Annotated in this window: 17 protein-coding genes and 1 pseudogene; 11 read left to right on the plus strand and 7 right to left on the minus strand. The window is 33.2% G+C overall.

Annotated features, from left to right (window positions below; genetic code table 11):
* The first annotated feature begins 161 nt into the window (after positions 1 to 161).
* From COE53_RS18520 to COE53_RS18530, 3 genes are all read left to right on the plus strand, one after another.
* Positions 162 to 1,184 (plus strand): ROK family transcriptional regulator, encoded by a 1,023-nt coding sequence (locus COE53_RS18520; protein WP_483295438.1) that lies wholly within the window; start codon positions 162 to 164, stop codon positions 1,182 to 1,184.
* An 86-nt stretch (positions 1,185 to 1,270) separates the two neighbouring features.
* Complete coding sequence (locus COE53_RS18525; protein ID WP_025568367.1) at positions 1,271 to 1,651, plus strand: VOC family protein; 381 nt, start codon at positions 1,271 to 1,273, stop codon at positions 1,649 to 1,651.
* A gap of 121 nt (positions 1,652 to 1,772) precedes the next feature.
* Positions 1,773 to 3,014: an MFS transporter gene (locus tag COE53_RS18530; RefSeq protein WP_091021302.1), complete on the plus strand. Its 1,242-nt coding sequence runs from the start codon at positions 1,773 to 1,775 to the stop codon at positions 3,012 to 3,014.
* A gap of 339 nt (positions 3,015 to 3,353) precedes the next feature.
* Here COE53_RS18530 and COE53_RS18535 read toward each other — a convergent pair whose 3' ends face one another.
* Positions 3,354 to 3,554, minus strand: a complete 201-nt coding sequence (locus COE53_RS18535) for a cold-shock protein (protein ID WP_025568369.1) — start codon at positions 3,552 to 3,554, stop codon at positions 3,354 to 3,356.
* Between the two features lie 283 nt (positions 3,555 to 3,837).
* Here COE53_RS18535 and COE53_RS18540 point away from each other — a divergent pair, with 283 nt between their 5' ends.
* Entirely contained in the window at positions 3,838 to 4,305 is a 468-nt protein-coding gene (locus COE53_RS18540) for a CarD family transcriptional regulator (RefSeq protein WP_025568370.1), read from the plus strand.
* A 237-nt stretch (positions 4,306 to 4,542) separates the two neighbouring features.
* Here COE53_RS18540 and COE53_RS18545 read toward each other — a convergent pair whose 3' ends face one another.
* A complete protein-coding gene (locus COE53_RS18545; RefSeq protein ID WP_025568371.1) occupies positions 4,543 to 4,755 on the minus strand; it encodes a hypothetical protein in 213 nt (70 codons plus the stop codon).
* 358 nt (positions 4,756 to 5,113) lie between these two features.
* A complete protein-coding gene (locus COE53_RS18550; protein ID WP_025568372.1) occupies positions 5,114 to 5,314 on the minus strand; it encodes a cold-shock protein in 201 nt (66 codons plus the stop codon).
* A 267-nt stretch (positions 5,315 to 5,581) separates the two neighbouring features.
* Between COE53_RS18550 and COE53_RS24425 the strand changes: the two genes are divergently transcribed.
* Positions 5,582 to 5,761 (plus strand): hypothetical protein, encoded by a 180-nt coding sequence (locus COE53_RS24425; protein ID WP_286143672.1) that lies wholly within the window; start codon positions 5,582 to 5,584, stop codon positions 5,759 to 5,761.
* A gap of 15 nt (positions 5,762 to 5,776) precedes the next feature.
* A pseudogene (locus COE53_RS24430) lies at positions 5,777 to 5,959 on the plus strand (DUF1259 domain-containing protein); the annotation flags it as partial.
* 132 nt (positions 5,960 to 6,091) lie between these two features.
* Here the strand turns inward: COE53_RS24430 and COE53_RS18560 are convergent.
* Positions 6,092 to 6,427 carry a YciI family protein gene (locus COE53_RS18560; RefSeq protein ID WP_091021301.1) on the minus strand — a complete coding sequence of 112 codons (336 nt, stop codon included), beginning with the start codon at positions 6,425 to 6,427 and terminating at the stop codon, positions 6,092 to 6,094.
* A 237-nt stretch (positions 6,428 to 6,664) separates the two neighbouring features.
* Between COE53_RS18560 and COE53_RS18565 the strand changes: the two genes are divergently transcribed.
* The 5 genes from COE53_RS18565 (at position 6,665) to COE53_RS18585 (ending at position 13,443) form a co-directional block, all read left to right on the plus strand.
* Positions 6,665 to 7,123, plus strand: a complete 459-nt coding sequence (locus COE53_RS18565) for a MarR family winged helix-turn-helix transcriptional regulator (RefSeq protein WP_025568374.1) — start codon at positions 6,665 to 6,667, stop codon at positions 7,121 to 7,123.
* Positions 7,124 to 7,138: 15 nt separating this feature from the next.
* Positions 7,139 to 8,977 (plus strand): ABC transporter ATP-binding protein, encoded by a 1,839-nt coding sequence (locus COE53_RS18570; RefSeq protein ID WP_254664563.1) that lies wholly within the window; start codon positions 7,139 to 7,141, stop codon positions 8,975 to 8,977.
* Positions 8,978 to 9,167: 190 nt separating this feature from the next.
* Positions 9,168 to 11,783: a phosphoenolpyruvate synthase gene (gene ppsA / locus COE53_RS18575; protein ID WP_091021300.1), complete on the plus strand. Its 2,616-nt coding sequence runs from the start codon at positions 9,168 to 9,170 to the stop codon at positions 11,781 to 11,783.
* A gap of 137 nt (positions 11,784 to 11,920) precedes the next feature.
* Complete coding sequence (locus COE53_RS18580; protein ID WP_025568377.1) at positions 11,921 to 12,538, plus strand: LysE family translocator; 618 nt, start codon at positions 11,921 to 11,923, stop codon at positions 12,536 to 12,538.
* Between the two features lie 176 nt (positions 12,539 to 12,714).
* Positions 12,715 to 13,443 (plus strand): type II toxin-antitoxin system HicB family antitoxin, encoded by a 729-nt coding sequence (locus COE53_RS18585; protein WP_091021299.1) that lies wholly within the window; start codon positions 12,715 to 12,717, stop codon positions 13,441 to 13,443.
* A gap of 71 nt (positions 13,444 to 13,514) precedes the next feature.
* Here the strand turns inward: COE53_RS18585 and COE53_RS18590 are convergent, their stop codons facing one another.
* Genes COE53_RS18590 through COE53_RS18600 form a run of 3 tightly spaced genes read right to left on the minus strand, consistent with a single transcriptional unit; the run spans position 13,515 to position 16,433 of the window.
* Positions 13,515 to 13,823, minus strand: a complete 309-nt coding sequence (locus COE53_RS18590; RefSeq protein ID WP_025568379.1) for a CHY zinc finger protein — start codon at positions 13,821 to 13,823, stop codon at positions 13,515 to 13,517.
* A gap of 47 nt (positions 13,824 to 13,870) precedes the next feature.
* Positions 13,871 to 14,971, minus strand: coding sequence for an acetyl-CoA C-acyltransferase (locus COE53_RS18595; RefSeq protein ID WP_098948517.1), 1,101 nt, complete (start codon positions 14,969 to 14,971; stop codon positions 13,871 to 13,873).
* Positions 14,967 to 16,433: an AMP-binding protein gene (locus COE53_RS18600; RefSeq protein ID WP_091021297.1), complete on the minus strand. Its 1,467-nt coding sequence runs from the start codon at positions 16,431 to 16,433 to the stop codon at positions 14,967 to 14,969. The genes COE53_RS18595 and COE53_RS18600 overlap by 5 nt, the downstream gene beginning before the upstream one ends.
* Between the last annotated feature and the right edge of the window lie 31 nt (positions 16,434 to 16,464).

Here is a 16,464-nt window from a genome sequence, read left to right on the forward strand (position 1 = left end):
ATCTATACGAAGAAAAAAAGAGATGGAGAACTGCTAAATCATACCACCACGGTTTAATTTCATTTAATTCAATTTCAATTGTTTTAATCAAGTGTATATGGTAAATTAAGGTCATCAACTTATTAAAGGCGTTTAATAAGTTTTTTAAGGCGGTGAATTTAGTGAATGAATTTTTAGCAACTCCAAGCAATATGAAGAAAATGGTTCTTCGTGGTATTCGTACTACGCTCTTAAAATTAGGCAGTGCAACTAAAGTTGAATTAAGTCAAAGTCTAGAAATTAGTTTCCCGACAATTAGTAAGTTTCTAACAGAAATGGAAAAAGAAGGAGAAGTTCTTTTAGTCGGATTAGATCATTCTAGTGGTGGAAGAAGAGCAAAAAGATACTCTTACAATCCTGAACATATGTTAGGTTTAGTAATATTTTTAGAGGGAACTGAAACGAACTATATCATTTTTAATTGTATTGGTGAAGTAAAGGAACAAGGCAAAGCACCGAGTGCATTAATAGATAATAGTTTGCATTTTTTAACGATGACCATTGAAAAGATCATAACTAAATATCCGAAAATCAGTTCAATGTCGATTGGAGTACCAGCGGCGGTTAATAATGGAAAGGTGTTTTATATACCTGGATATGAACAGTTTCAAAACATTAATTTAAAAGAATATTATGAAGAACATTTTTCGATTCCTGTCATAGTAGAGAATGATATGAATGCAGCTGTTTTAGGTTTTCACAATAATAGAGGAATAAAAGATAAACAATCCCTTGTTTATTTGTATTCAGGTCAAAACGGTCCAGGTGCAGGAATTATGGTAAATGGAGATGTTGTAAGAGGAAATACATTTTTCTCAGGTGAGGTTTCATTCGTACCTCAATATGATGAAAGAAATTTTGGGCAGGCATTAGGAAATAGAAGAGGACTTAAAAACCTAATAATAAGTGAAGACTATGAAATTGATGCAATCAGCAGATTAGTCGCCTCATTTGTAGCGATCATTAATCCTCATTTCATCATTTTTTGTAAAGATGAAGTTGAAAACGTAATATTAGATAAAATTAGAATTGCTAGCTCAAATTATATTCCGTCCGAACATCTTCCTGTACTTACGACGAGTGATTGGAAACAAGATTATTTATTTGGATTACAAAGTCTTTGTCTTAAACTTATGATCGATTGAATATTTAAAAGGGAGTCATATAAGGTGGAGTGTGAGTTCATTTAATACTAAAATTTAGAAAAAATGATATTGGGGAGTTAAAATAAATGAAAATTGAACATGTTGCTATATGGGTTAAGGATTTGGAAGGGATGAGGGAGTTTTACGAAACATTTTTTAATTGTAAGTCTAACAATAAATATCATAATAGTGAAAAGAAATTTGAATCTTATTTTCTTACCTTTGAATCTGGCGCACGATTAGAAATTATGCGTAAAGAGGGCATTGTTAAGGCTAACCTCGAAGATCAAATTGGTTGGGCTCATATTGCAATCTCCTTAGGAAGTGAAGACGCTGTCAATCAGATGAGTGCCAAATTTAAAAATAGCGGTTATCCTCTTATAAATGGTCCTCGTAGAACTGGTGATGGGTACTATGAGAGTGTAATTAAAGATCCAGAAGGAAATCTTATTGAATTGACAATTTAACTTATTAAAATGGTAATTAGGTAATTGATTCGGTACTTTTTAAACGAGTTTAATAAGTTTGTTTTTTTATACTTTTTAAACACATTTAAAAAGTTTTAACGTTATAACTAGGAGGTTAAATATGGAAACTTTATTAAATAGCCGCCAAATTCAATTATGGCGGGTCGCAATTTATTTTATTTTTGCTCTGACTGGATTTGCATTTGCATCATGGGTATCTCGTACGCCTGCTATTAGAGATGCGCTTGGTTCTACAACAGCAGAGATGGGTGTAATCATATTTGGGCTTTCCGTAGGGTCGATCATCGGATTGATAAGTGCCAGTATTCTTATCGCTCAAAAGGGCGGACGTTTTGTCATGGTTTTTGGTCTATTAGTAGTTTCTATCGGACTTTTAATTGTTGGAATCAGTGGTTCATGGCTGACAAATAGTTTAATTGTATTTATAGGGCTAGTTGTTTTTGGTTTTGGGCAAGGGATATGTGATGTAGCGATGAATGTAGAGGGAACCGCAGTTGAGAAAGCTGCTCAAAAGTCGCTCTTAACTGGTTTTCATGCTGCGTTTAGTTTGGGTACGCTTCTTGGAGCATTGTTTGGTTCGACAATGACTAAGTCGGGAATCTCTGTACCTATTCACCTGTCCCTTACAGCCTTAGTTATCGTTCTGACTGTTTTGTATTTATACCGTTTCATACCTGCTGACACAGGTAGAGAAGCTGCTAGTGACTCTTTTAAAGTAAACAGAACGAAGGAATATATGGCCGTATGGAAAGAGCGACGAACAATCATGATCGGTATTATTGTACTTGGAATGGCTTTCGTTGAAGGATCAGCAAATGACTGGTTACCACTTATTATGGTTGATGGATATAAGGTTACACCAGCTATGGGTTCTGTTGCATATGGTATATTTGTCGGTTCAATGACAATTGGACGTGCGATAGGTGATAAAATATTAGACCGATTCGGTAGAGTTATCGTTTTGCGCGCATCAGCACTTTTGGCTTTTGTTGGACTGATTATTGTTATACTGAGCCATAGTTTCGTAGTAGCAACGATTGGTATTGTTTTTTGGGGGCTTGGGGCAGCATTTGGTTTTCCAGTTGGATTATCCGCTGCTGGAGATGATCCTCACAGGGTAGCTGCAAGAGTAAGTGCAGTATCGACGGCTGGTTACCTCGCATTCCTAGTAGGACCACCATTTTTAGGAATTATTGGTGAACAAGTAGGGCTACTGCGTGCTCTGATTTTCGTACTTATTGCTGTAACGATCTCTGGACTGCTTTCAAAAGCTGCGAAACCGATTGGAAAACAAAATGATTTGGAAATGGACTCAAAAGTATCTAATTCATTAAAATTGTAGTTTGAAAGTATTGATCCTGGAATCAGAACATATTTAAAGAACGAATAGAGGAAAATCATTATACGATTATCCTCATTTTTCTTAATATCATGTTAGAATACAGGTAAACATTAGATAATGATTAAAAAAATGAATAATCTTAATAGTTTACTAACGATGTTCTTTTAGTAGAAATTTGTATATCCATTTTTTATAGGCTATAATACTTTAAACCATTTCTTTACCTGAGCTCCACGTTTAAATTTCCCCCTATTCTTAAATGAATAGGGGGTTACTATTTTTATTAAATAAAAAAAAGTCAGATTCTATTATTAGAATCCGACTTTTTAATTTTTTTAATTATGCTTTTTTAACGTTAGTTGCTTGAGGTCCGCGTTGTCCTTGTTCTACATCAAATGTAACTGCTTGACCTTCATCTAATGATTTAAATCCGTCAGTTTGAATTGCTGAGAAGTGAACGAACACATCATCACCATTTTCACGCTCGATGAATCCAAAACCTTTTTCTGCATTAAACCATTTTACTTTACCTTGTTCCATTTTTGTTTCCTCCTAGTGCGCTTTACACACGTTGTTATAATCCAATCTTAACATTAAATGTAAAGAAAATCAAATCCACCTAAATATTGGTGAAAAATTACATATTTTTTATGATCAATTTTCACTTAATTCTTAGACATTCATTTTAAAAATAAAAACACTAGCTAAAAAAAACATTTACTTATTGACATGACTTATTTAATACTGGTAAAATATTTATTTTGACAAAAAAATAATAAATGTTATGCTTAGATAGGTTCATAATTAAATGGGGGTGTAGATAATGTTTGAAGTTGGTGATAACATCTTTTATCCAATGCAAGGAGCAGGTGTAATCGAATCTATTCAAGAAAAAGAAGTACAAGGTGAAATACAGCAGTATTTTATTATAAGATTACTAATTAAAAAGATGGAAGTAATGATTCCAATTTCAAAAATGAGTAATTCAAGAATTCGAATGGTCGTTGATTCAAATACACTCGACAATATATTAATAAATTTCCATAATGGAGAATCTGATCGATCTCTATCATACAAACAAAGATTCAAGCTAAATACTGAGAAAATGAAAACAGGTAATATTGAAGAAGGCGCAGAAGTAGTACGTGATTTAATGCGTATAGATAAAGAAAAATCTCTTAATTCAAGTGAAAAACAAATGTTAGGTAACGCAAGTAAAATTTTTATAAGCGAACTTGAATTAGTTAAAGGCATATCAGAAAGCCAAGCCAAAGAACTATTATTCGGCTAAAAATCTTTCACTCAACTTACAAAGGAAGATTACAAAAATTAAAATTTTCAAACCGTGTATGAAACGAAACCCCTTTTATAAGACATTAGCAAAGCTCAATTATTGCTAGTGTTCCTACTTTTAAATTCCATTTAGAATATAATGATGCTAATTTAAAATTAATCCATTATATATTGATACTGAAATCGAGTATCTATTTCATATTTAACTTGTTCAACAATAAAAAAAACATCCAAATTATTTGGATGCATATTTAAGTATTCCACTTAAAAAGAGTGAATCTTCTAACTGTGTGCACTCTTTTAATTTGATTAATCCATCTAGTTCTAGTTCCTTAGCTAGTTTTTCAATTATATTTGTATCATTTTCCAAGGAATTTTTAATGTCGATTATAAAGAAATTTCCTCTTGTAGCAAGTCGAAGGTTCTTTAAAAGATTTTCCTTACTCATTTTCACATCTCCCTTCTAAATTATATAATTCGACACAGAAGGGGTGTTGTCCTGTAAATTCAATTAAGTTACAAATTATTTGTAGGATGATCGATGATCTTAAGAGTATAACATTAATAATTCTCATACACTTTCAAGATACAAATACACATAATATTGTGAAAAATTAACTTAATGAAGGTATAAAATGAATGTTGTGTATTCATTTTTTATAGGCTATAATACTTTAAACCATTTCTTTACCAGATCTCCACGTTTGAATTTCCCCTTATTCTTAATTGAATAGGGGGTTTTTATTTTTTATTAAATAAAAAAAGTCAGATTCTACAAATAGAATCTGACTTTTTAATTTTTTAAATTATGCTTTTTTTACGTTAGTAGCTTGTGGTCCGCGTTGTCCTTGTTCTACATCAAAAGTAACTGCTTGACCTTCATCTAATGATTTGAATCCTTCAGATTGAATTGCTGAGAAGTGAACGAATACGTCATCACCATTTTCACGCTCGATGAATCCAAAACCTTTTTCTGCATTAAACCATTTTACTTTACCATGTTCCATTTTTACTTCCTCCTTATGTGCTTGAACACATTTAATGTTTATATAATAACAATTTAAATTAAGATAATCAAATTGTCTTACTAAAAAAATAGGTCTTTTCACTTATTTAAATGGAAATTAAAGGATTTTCTTTAATTTTTAATTAGAAATCATTGTGTAGTAGTAGCTATTTACGATGATTAGTTAAGGATTAAGATAGGCACTCGCCCTTCATTTTTTTCATAGGATACTGAGTAAAAAATAAAAAGAATGAAGAGAGTGATGAATATGTCAACTTGTCAAAGACTTGCGGATATGATTGGAGGAGAAGTCGTTCAAGCTACACCTGTATGTGTAATTATGCGTCTACGTGATATTAATGCGACTATTTTAGGTCGTAGGACTCGTTCTCCATTAGCACTTCCTTTCATGTTATCTTTTGAAGATAATGGGTTAAACCTTGGCTAATCTGTTGTCCGTCAGAAAGAGATTAACCCATTAATGACAGCTTTACGAAAAAGAGGAATTATCGTGACAGCAGTTCATAACCATTGGCTGTTTGATAAACCACGTTTAATGTATATGCATTGGGAGAATGTTAATTTAGATCCAGTTGAATTTACAAGAGTTAGTTTTGAAGCAGCAAAAGAAGCAGGTCTTTTTTAAGGATACTTACTTTAAAATAAGTGACTAAAATTATAAAAAGTAAATAAAATAGATGAAATAAAAAAAGCAATTGAACAGTTCACTTCTGATCCGATTGCTTTTTTTATTTCGTTCTTTTTTTCAACAGCTACGTCATAAAGTTTGTTTAGGTAGTACTGCAAGCATCGGATAATATTCCGTTGTCATGATCCCAGCAATCACAGCTGGATCTTCTTCGATAAGTTTTGGGACTTGCGCTTCATTTTCAACTTCAATGATTGCAACTCCATGAGGTGATGAAGGATTTCGAACCGGTCCAAACACTAGAGCAATTCCCTGGTTTTGTTTTCCCGTCCAATAAGCAATATGTTTTCCCATAATATTCCGTTCTTCATCTGTCATGTCCTGTTGAAAGGTTGTTCTTGGGGGAATAGATTTTAGCATAAAATGCATCTTTACTGAGCCATTAATCGGGGTGTTATCTGCCATTCTTAATTAACCTCCATTTTTTCTGACGATCCTTACCTTCAATTATTTCACAAATCACCTTTGAATACACTTCATATAAGATATAACAAATTACTGAATAAATTAGGAAGTGCAGTAGAAAATATCCTATTGTCTTTTTTATTAATAACTTTTAATTGTACAAATGAACAATAAAGATTTATTATTAGTTTACAATGTAAACAGTTTATAAAGTAAACTAATATGAAAGGTGATATGATGCCAAATTTTCAACAAGCAATCGATTTAACAAATTCGTTTGTTTCAATTGCGCGCCAACTTAAAAGAATAAACTTACAAACTGCAACTAAACTTGGATTAACCTTCCAACAGTTAATTATTCTCAATTCAATTCGAAATAATGAAGGGCTCTCACAAAAAGAACTAACTGAACGTATTAGAACTGCTAAAAGCAGAGTGAGTCTTAGTATTGATGAGTTGGAGAAGAAAAATTATGTAAAAAGAGAAACGTCAGCTATTGATCGCAGAGAAACTCAATTATTTTTAACGCCAGATGGAGAAGAATTATGTCAACGCTATCGCGAAGAATCAGAAGCATATAAGAGTTTAGCAAATTCACTGGAACAATTTTCACAGGATGAGCTTACTATACTTATAGACATGCAAAAAAAAATTTTAACTGATTTATCAAATGAACAAACTAATTGTTCGAAATAAGGAGGACGTTTAATTATGTCAGGATGGGGTGGTGGACCTCCGATGGGTCCTCATGGTTTTGGGCGAATGAAATATGATAAAAACGCTCAAAAACCAAATATAACAAAGGCAATACTACTCAGAATTGCAAAATATTTTATTCCATATTGGAAGCAAACAACACTTGTTGTGCTTATTTTATTAGTTACTTCAGTATTAGGCATTTTACCGCCTATCATCATTCAACATATTGTTGATACAGCCTTACCAAATAAAGATTTAAGTCTCCTAATCTATCTCGTACTTGCCTCTCTTAGTACGACGATTATTTCAGAGTTATTGGGTGTGTGGCAAAATTATTTAAATGCATATGTTTCTCAAAAAATTATTTACGATATGAGAAACCAGATGTATCTTCATTTACAACAAATGCCATACCAATTTTATTCAAACGTAAAGCAAGGTGAAGTAATCACCCGAATGACGGCTGATATTTCTGGTGTTAAAGCTGTTTTTGATAGTACGATTGTAAGTTTCGCTAATAATTTATTCATTCTTATTTCTACAGCTACCACTTTGTTAATTGTGAACTGGAGGCTTGGAATACTAGGATTGATTATTGTACCATTATTTATTCTACCGACTCGTAAAATGGGGAATGTTCGTTGGAATATTGCAAAACAGACACAGGAAAAAACAAGTGAGCAAAATCATATTATACAAGAAACATTAAATATTAGTGGTTATTTACTAATGAAGCTTTTTACAAAGGAACAAAGGGAATTTAAAAATTTTGATGAGATTAATGTACAGGCTACTAATCTTAAAATAAAGGAATCTATGGCAGGGCGCTGGTTTATGATGATTTTATCAACCTTTACTAGCATCGGCCCAATGCTCATCTATTTATATGGTGGATATTTATTTATTCATGGTCAGATTACAGTTGGGGCTATTATTAGCTTTGTTGCTTTACTCGGTCGTTTATACGGGCCAGTTGGACAATTAACAAATCTATATGTAAATATTACAAGTTCAATCGCTTTATTCGAACGAATTTTTGAATATTTTGATATGAAACTAACGATTAAAGATCGTGATGATGCGACGGAAATGAATGTTACTCATTTAGATATAGAATTTAACGATGTATCATTTTCTTATCAGAAAGATAAAACGGCTTTGCAGAATATTTCCTTTATTGCTCCATCTGGTACAATGACTGCATTAGTTGGACCTAGTGGCGCTGGTAAAACAACCATTACCAATTTAATCCCTCGTTTATATGACTTCACTTCAGGTTCAATCAAAATTGGCGGTCGTGATATTAGAGAATTCACGCTAGAATCATTAAGGTCTCATATTGGACTTGTTACACAGGATAGCTATTTATTTAATGGAACGATTAAAGAAAATTTATTATATGCAAGCCCTGATGCATCAGATGAAGAGATTACAAATGCTTGTAAGGCTGCATATATTCATGATTTCATAATGGACTTACCAAATGGATATGAGACAATTGTTGGGAATCGAGGAATTAAACTTTCAGGAGGCGAAAAACAAAGAATTTCAATCGCTCGTGTATTATTGAAAAATCCTGAAATCATTATTCTTGATGAAGCAACTTCCTCATTAGATACTTTATCTGAATTTTATATTCAAAGTGCAATACAAGGATTATTAAAAAATAAGACGTCCATTGTAATTGCTCACCGACTTTCAACTATTATGGCCGCGGATCACATCATTGTGTTAAAGGATGGTCAAATTGTTGAGGAAGGCAAAAATGAAGAATTGTTAATGCAAAATGGATTATATAAAGAGTTATATAATAAACAATTTGGAAGAAAAGCAATCGCATCAATTGAATAGAAAAAAGCACAGATTAATTTCTGTGCTTTTTTCATTATGTATAGAAGTTAATTCAATTTTTGTTGTTTTGATTTTGTTACATACTCTTCCTACTTTAATTATACCATAAAAAAAAAGGGTAAAATAGACTTTATCTTCTTATTTTCTACTGATAAAATCAATAGACATTAAAGGTTAGGAGAGATGTGGAATGAATTCTTTAGTTCTCGATTTCCAGGAGATTGATAAAAACCAACTTTTACTCGTTGGCGGAAAAGGCTTAAATTTAGGAGAATTATCAAAAATTCCAGATATAAAAGTTCCAGAAGGATTTTGTATTACAACAGCTGGGTTTCAAAGAGCCATCGAACAAAACGATTCATACCATGCTTTATTGGATCAACTAAGTAGGTTAGATGTAAAAGATCGAGATCAAATTAGTGAGATTAGCAGGAAGATTCGAGAAATTATATTAGAAGCAGTAATCCCTTCCGATGTTGTAAATGCAGTTTCTACCTATCTCTCCAAATTCGGTGAGGAACTTGCTTATGCAGTGCGTTCTAGTGCAACTGCTGAAGATTTACCACATGCTTCTTTTGCTGGCCAACAAGATACTTATTTAAATATTATTGGTAAAGAAAATATCTTACAACATATTAGTAAATGCTGGGCTTCTTTATTTACGGATCGAGCGGTAATCTACCGTATGCAAAATGAATTTGACCACAATCAAGTTTATTTATCCGTTGTTATTCAAAAAATGGTTTTCCCACAGGCTTCAGGGATATTATTTACTGCTGATCCTATTACTTCTAATCGAAAGGTACTATCAATCGATGCAAGTTTCGGACTTGGAGAAGCTCTAGTTTCTGGTTTAGTATCGGCCGATTGTTATAAAGTACAAGGGAATGAAATCGTCGATAAAAGAATCGCGACAAAAAAATTGGCTATTTATGGTCGAAAAGAAGGCGGAACAGAGACACAGCAGATTGATTCCAAAAAACAAATGGCTCAAACACTTTCTGAACAACAAATTTTACAACTTGCACAAATTGGTAGACAAATAGAAGCTTATTTCCGTTTTCCACAAGATATCGAATGGTGTTTAGTAGAAGATATATTTTATATTGTCCAAAGTCGTCCAATCACAACTCTATATCCGATTCCTGAAGTTGATGACAAAGAAGATCACGTCTATCTGTCTGTTGGACATCAACAGATGATGACCGATCCAATCAAACCGTTGGGATTATCGTTTTGGATGTTAACGTCTAGGGCACCTATGCGAAAAGCTGGAGGTAGATTATTTGTTGATATCTCACAAAATCTTGCTTCACCTGACAGAAGAAAAATGTTTATAGAGGCTATAGGAAAATCAGATCCGCTCTTAAAAGACGCTCTATTAAAGGTTGTAGGCCAAGAAGATTTTATCGAATCATCATCACCTGTGAATCAAGCACCGACACCAACTAGAACTGATCAAGCACAATCGTCGTCGAGTTTTAAAGCACTGATTGAAAACGATCCAACAATTGTATCTGATTTGATTAAGAAAAACGAAACCTCAATCGAAGAATTAAAACAAACCATTCAAATGAAATCAGGATCAGATTTAATGGATTTTATTTTAGAAGATCTTCAGAAATTACGAGAGTTATTATTTGACCCACGAAGTTCGGCAGTCTTTATGTCTGCTATGAATGCGACAGAATGGATCAATGAAAAAGTAAACGAGTGGTTACATGAAAAGAATGTAGGAGATATCATTACGCAATCTGTACCAAATAATATTACTTCAGAAATGGGTCTAGCACTAATGGATGTTGCAGATGTAATTCGTCCTTATCCAGAAGTAGTCGATTATTTGCAACATATAGAAGATGATAACTTTTTGGATGAATTGATTAAATTTGAGGGTGGACAGGAAACGAAAGATGCAATCGATGAATATCTGAGAAAATATGGCATGCGATGTACTGGTGAAATTGATCTGACTAGAACTCGTTGGAGCGAAAAACCAACTACACTCATACCAATGATTCTTAGTAACATCAAAAACTTTGAGCCGCATGCAAGTAGACGGAAATTTGAGCAAGGGCTAGAAAAAGCATTGAAAAAAGAACAAGAGCTTGTAGAACGATTGATGGAATTACCAGATGGTAAACAAAAAGCGGTAGAGATAAAGGAAGTTATTAGTCTAATCAGGAATTTTATTGGATATCGAGAATATCCAAAGTATGGAATGATTAGTCGCTATTTTGTGTATAAGCTAGCTTTATTGAAAGAAGCCGAACAACTTGTTAAAAAGAATGTCATTACTGAAGTTGAAGATATATTCTATCTCACATTTGAAGAACTTCACGAAGTCGTTCGTACAAAAAAACTAGATTACCAAATCATTAACAAACGAAAAGACGAGTATAAATTATTTAATAAACTAACTCCTCCACGTGTTATAACATCTGATGGTGAAATCATTGTAGGTGAATACAAACGAGAAAATCTTCCACCTGAAGCCATTGTAGGTTTGGCTGTTTCTTCAGGTGTAATTGAAGGAAGAGCACGTGTAATTTTAAATATGGAAGATGCAAACTTAGAAGAGGGTGACATATTAGTTACTTCATTTACTGACCCAAGTTGGACACCTTTATTTGTTGCAATAAAAGGACTGGTCACTGAAGTTGGTGGACTGATGACACATGGAGCAGTTATCGCAAGAGAATATGGCTTACCTGCAGTTGTCGGTGTAGAGAATGCTACCAAGCTGATAAAAGATGGGCAAAGAATTCGTGTTCATGGAACTGAAGGATATATTGAAATATTATAATTGTTGAATGAATAAGTCGTTTTTCCAAATGTGGAAAGCGGCTTATTTTTATTGAAATTAATGACGATTTAGGCAATTAGTGCAAAATTATGTTGTATAATAGTCTAAATATAAAGTAACGAGGGGAGAAGAACATCATGCTTTCATTTATTTTAGTTGTATTAATGCTATTTTTAATACCAGGACCCGCTGTACTTTTAACATTATCCCAAACAATGAAAGGTGGGAAATGGAATGGCATCTTAACAGGCGTTGGGATTGCTGTCGGTGACTTAATTCATACATGTGCATCAGTATTTGGATTATCAGCAATTTTAATGACTTCTGCATTTGCTTTTGAAATCGTTAAATATTTAGGTGCAGCCTATTTATTTTATTTAGGAATTACTGCAATCATTAAAAAATCGAAAAACAGTAAAAAAGCAACTGAACAAAAAGAAGTAAATAGTAAACTTTCTTTTCGTCAAGCAGTGCTGATCGAAGTATTAAACCCTAAAACTGCACTATTTTTCTTAGCTCTTTTACCTCAATTTGTTCAACACAATGGACATCCGGTATTCATTCAACTTTTAACTCTAGGTTTGACATTTGTATTACTGAGTATTTTGTACACAACTTTACTAGTGCTTTTATCAAGTGTAATCGGTAAAAAAATCTTTAGTAAGAAGACAAAAGGACCAAAATGGATGGGGAAGGCAATTGGTTTAGTTTATATTGGGTTAGGTTTAAGAGTTGCTCTTCAAACGCAATCGTAATAGTTTAATAATATTCAATAGAAAAAGGAGGCCGACTGGCATCCTTTTTCTGTTGCACATAATATTTGTTAAATCAATTTTTTTGTTATCTCAGATAGTAGAATAGTTACCTGAGAAACTATTCTATTTTTTTTCTATTTAAACCTTAGTAATTTTTTGAAAAAAGGTGAGTTCATATGATTAATTTTGAAAAATATAGATATCCAGCAATAATTAAACAAGAAGTAGATGGAGGTTTTGGTGTTTATTTTCCTACTCTTTTCCCTAAACATGGTTGGGAAATTTCCTTATCAAATGGCAGAACAAAATTTGAAGCAATCAAAGAGGCAAAGAAAAAATTAGCATTTAGCTTAGCAGGAATCTTAGATGATAATGAATCACTTCCGAAGCCAATACCAATTCAACTTGAGTCAATTTCAAATGGCATGGAGTTAATTGATATAGAAACCTCTTTTCATCCATATTGCGATGAAATCAAGCGGCATTTAATAGGTCGTCATTGGCATATTACTTTTTTCATAGAAGAATATGAAGAGGAAATTGAGGCGATAGCATATAAAAACAATCAAGGATTATGGGATATTCTTTTTGAAGATTATTCTAAGACAGAGGAAGAACTATTTTTCGATTCTTCGATTAAGAAACATTCAGAAAAGCCTAAAAGCATAATACTTTTTTCAGCCGAATTGCGAAATGAAGCACAAGAGAAATTTAATCAATTCATTCAAAATGTTATCTTAAAATACCGTACTAAAAAAGAATGGGAAGAAAGAAGAAAACTAAGAGTAAAAATGGAACAAAATTTTAAACAATCAATTTTACAAATAATAGATGAAAAAGTAAAAAGCGGTGAGATAACTGAAGATGAAGCTTTAATATTAAGGGAAATAAACAAAAAAAGCTAAAATTACATTAAACAAAAATAAGGAGCTGAATTTTCAGCTCCATAAACATAAACTAATAAAGTATTTCATATTCACTCAAAATACAAATGGTAATGGTTTTTGCACCCTGGATTAAAATCAGATTCACATTTAGGGCATTTGTAGTTACAATCTTGATATTCCCCTATAGTTAATTCCTCATGACAATTACCACAAAGAATTGCTTTTGTTTGCCATTCGTCTTTATTCCATGTTTTTGGTTTATGATTAGTGCTTTCCTCATGGCAATAATAACATCCATAGTACGTATCACAGCACTTGAATTTGATGGCAATGATATCTCTTGCAGTATGGTAATGTTTACAGCGTGTATGTAGATCGATTGAACCAATTACTTTCATATGTTTACCTCTCTTTATACTTCTTACTACTTGATGATTTATTAATTTTATTTTACGACCTCGAACAAGACAGCTAATCCGATTCCACCACCACTTCCAATTGCAGCGACTACATAACTTGATTGTAAGTTTTTTCTTCTTTGTACTTCATAAAAAAGTCTCGTGACCATGATACTTCCAGATGCACCATATGGATGGCCGATCGTTAATGCTCCTCCACAACTATTTAACTTGGAAGTGGGGATGGAAAGTTCTTTTGAACAAGCTATTACTTTTGAAGAAAAAGCTTCATTTATTTCATAAAGTTCAATATCTGCAACTGTTAATTTGTTTCTACTTAATAAATCTTGAATAGCAGGGATCGGTGCTGCACCTGGATAATTAGGATGAACACCCGAAACTTGACTATCCACAAATCGTAAAACTGGTTTAAAACCGTTTTTTATCGCTTCATTTTCTTCCATGATGACAACAGCGGATGCGCCATCATGAATCCCACAACTATTTGCAGCTGTGACTGTACCATTCTTTTTAAATACTGGTTTTGCTCTTTTTAAAAGTTCTTCCATTTTCCTTTTTTTGAAAAATACTTCATCTTGGTCAAAACCACCAACTGGAATAATCTCCTCATTGAAGTATCCATTCTGATGAGATTCCCAGCTTCGTGTATAACTTAATAACGCATATTCATCTTGAGTTTCTTTTGAGATACCATATTTTTCAGCTACATTTTCCGCTGCAATGCCCATATCAGGATCACCAATTTTGTCAGGTGCAAATCTAGCTCTAGCAGGAAATGGGGAAGTACTAGTACTTTCAACACCACCAGCAAGATAGCAATTACCAGCACCACCTTGAACTAAGTAACAAGCCATTCGAATCGCTTCTAATCCTGCACTACATTGACGATCAATTGTAATCCCAGGGACTGAGAGAGGAAGATCCGCTTCTAATGCAGAAACTCGAGCGACATTTCCTCCTGGTCCAACAACATTTCCTAAAATGATGTCATCAATCTTTTCATTTAACCCATCTGCCAAATGCTTGAGCAATGGGGCAGCAAGCTCATGTGGTTGAAAATCTCGTAAAATTCCACCTTTTTTTCCGATAGGTGTTCGCTTTACTTTGACAATGACAGCTCTTTTAATTGTTAGTCACCTGCATTTCAATTTGTTTAATTAACTCTGCGCGTGCGATCTTTCCACTCGTCGTATACGGCATTTCATTTTGAAAAAACCATTTACGAGGAATTTTATATGCTGATAGTTGTGTCTTACAAAATCTTTTTAGCTCAAAAGAATTACTATTACCTTTGATCACTGCAGCAACAATCTGACCCCAATACGGGTTTGACAGACCAACGACTGCAACTTCCTCAACATCCGGATGAAGAGAAATAACTTTTTCGATTTCTTCAGGAAATATATTAATACCTCCGTATAAAATCATGTTTTTTTCACGACCGTTTATTGTTAAAAAACCGTCTTCATCAATAAAGCCCATATCATGAACTGTAGCCCAGCCGTCATCATCTTGAATTGAATGAATAGTTCTTTCATTTTCTTCAAAATACCCATTTATTAAATATTTACTTTTCACATATATTTTTCCAGTTTCATTCGGTTTAGCAAACTCTTGGTCTGGTCGACGAATTTGTAACTCCACACCATAACAAGGTTTCCCGACCGTTTTTGCCTTATGGACACCATCTTTATCAGACAAAACGGTAATGAAGCTTAGTTCACTAGCGCCAAAAAATTCATAAATCGTCATCGCAGGAAACAAATGACGAAATTCAACTTTTGATTTTTCAGTCCACTTTGCACCAGACGAAAGTATTTTCATCGCTTGATCGATTTGAATACCTTCTTTTATTAACGCTTCAATCATTGTCGGGACAACATAAATTGTTGTAATAGGAAAAGAATTAATTCTTGATATAACGTTTAAAGGAGAAAACTTTTCTAAAAGGTAAACTGTTCCACCTAAATATAAAGTACTAATTGCACCATATAAAAAATGAGAATGAATCAAAGCTCCAGGTATGAGAGTTTGATCAGTTTCATCTAATCCAAAGTCAAATCGATTACAATCAAAGCTAGCAACCCATGAATCTTGAGAACGGATAAATGCTTTGGGGCTACCGGTTGTGCCTGAAGTAAATCCCACATAGAAAGGTAGGTCCTCATTTATCTCCATTGAAGATAAGCTATCAAATAGGGCTATTTCTTGTAGGATATCATCTAAAACTTTCACATTTGGATGGATCGAATGAATCTTATTGTACATTTCTTTTGTTGTAACAATGATTGAAGGATTCGAAAGCTTTACCCTTTTTTCCAAATCAGCAAGATTCCATTTCATATCATAGGGAACAGCGATCCAACCTGCTTTAGAAGCTCCTGTAAACATCTGCAAAAACGAGATACCATTCGGTAAAAGGATACCTATTGTTCTCGAATTTGATCGATAAGAGTGTAGCCAATTAGCCGTTTGATTAATTAATTGATTCCATTCCTTATAACTGATTTGATTCGTACTCGTATGTATCGCAATTTTGTCAGGCGACAAATTAGCGTTTTTCTGATAGGTTTCTGTAATATTTGCCATTTTAAATCACCTCTATAAAAAAGAGACACAA

It is taken from the genome of Bacillus sp. AFS029533 (assembly GCF_002585125.1).
In the GTDB taxonomy this organism is placed as follows: domain Bacteria; phylum Bacillota; class Bacilli; order Bacillales; family Bacillaceae_G; genus Gottfriedia; species Gottfriedia luciferensis_B.

Coding starts and splice junctions, on each gene's coding strand:
- COE53_RS18525 (WP_025568367.1), top strand. CDS start 1,271: ATGAAAATTGAACATGTTGCTATATGGGTTAAGGATTTGGAAGGGATG.
- COE53_RS18580 (WP_025568377.1), top strand. CDS start 11,921: ATGCTTTCATTTATTTTAGTTGTATTAATGCTATTTTTAATACCAGGA.
- COE53_RS18590 (WP_025568379.1), bottom strand. CDS start 13,823: ATGAAAGTAATTGGTTCAATCGATCTACATACACGCTGTAAACATTAC.
- COE53_RS18565 (WP_025568374.1), top strand. CDS start 6,665: ATGCCAAATTTTCAACAAGCAATCGATTTAACAAATTCGTTTGTTTCA.
- COE53_RS18550 (WP_025568372.1), bottom strand. CDS start 5,314: ATGGAACATGGTAAAGTAAAATGGTTTAATGCAGAAAAAGGTTTTGGA.
- COE53_RS18530 (WP_091021302.1), top strand. CDS start 1,773: ATGGAAACTTTATTAAATAGCCGCCAAATTCAATTATGGCGGGTCGCA.
- COE53_RS18560 (WP_091021301.1), bottom strand. CDS start 6,427: ATGGCAGATAACACCCCGATTAATGGCTCAGTAAAGATGCATTTTATG.
- COE53_RS18540 (WP_025568370.1), top strand. CDS start 3,838: ATGTTTGAAGTTGGTGATAACATCTTTTATCCAATGCAAGGAGCAGGT.
- COE53_RS18545 (WP_025568371.1), bottom strand. CDS start 4,755: ATGAGTAAGGAAAATCTTTTAAAGAACCTTCGACTTGCTACAAGAGGA.
- COE53_RS18570 (WP_254664563.1), top strand. CDS start 7,139: ATGTCAGGATGGGGTGGTGGACCTCCGATGGGTCCTCATGGTTTTGGG.
- COE53_RS18535 (WP_025568369.1), bottom strand. CDS start 3,554: ATGGAACAAGGTAAAGTAAAATGGTTTAATGCAGAAAAAGGTTTTGGA.
- COE53_RS18585 (WP_091021299.1), top strand. CDS start 12,715: ATGATTAATTTTGAAAAATATAGATATCCAGCAATAATTAAACAAGAA.
- COE53_RS18600 (WP_091021297.1), bottom strand. CDS start 16,433: ATGGCAAATATTACAGAAACCTATCAGAAAAACGCTAATTTGTCGCCT.
- COE53_RS24425 (WP_286143672.1), top strand. CDS start 5,582: ATGTCAACTTGTCAAAGACTTGCGGATATGATTGGAGGAGAAGTCGTT.
- ppsA (WP_091021300.1), top strand. CDS start 9,168: ATGAATTCTTTAGTTCTCGATTTCCAGGAGATTGATAAAAACCAACTT.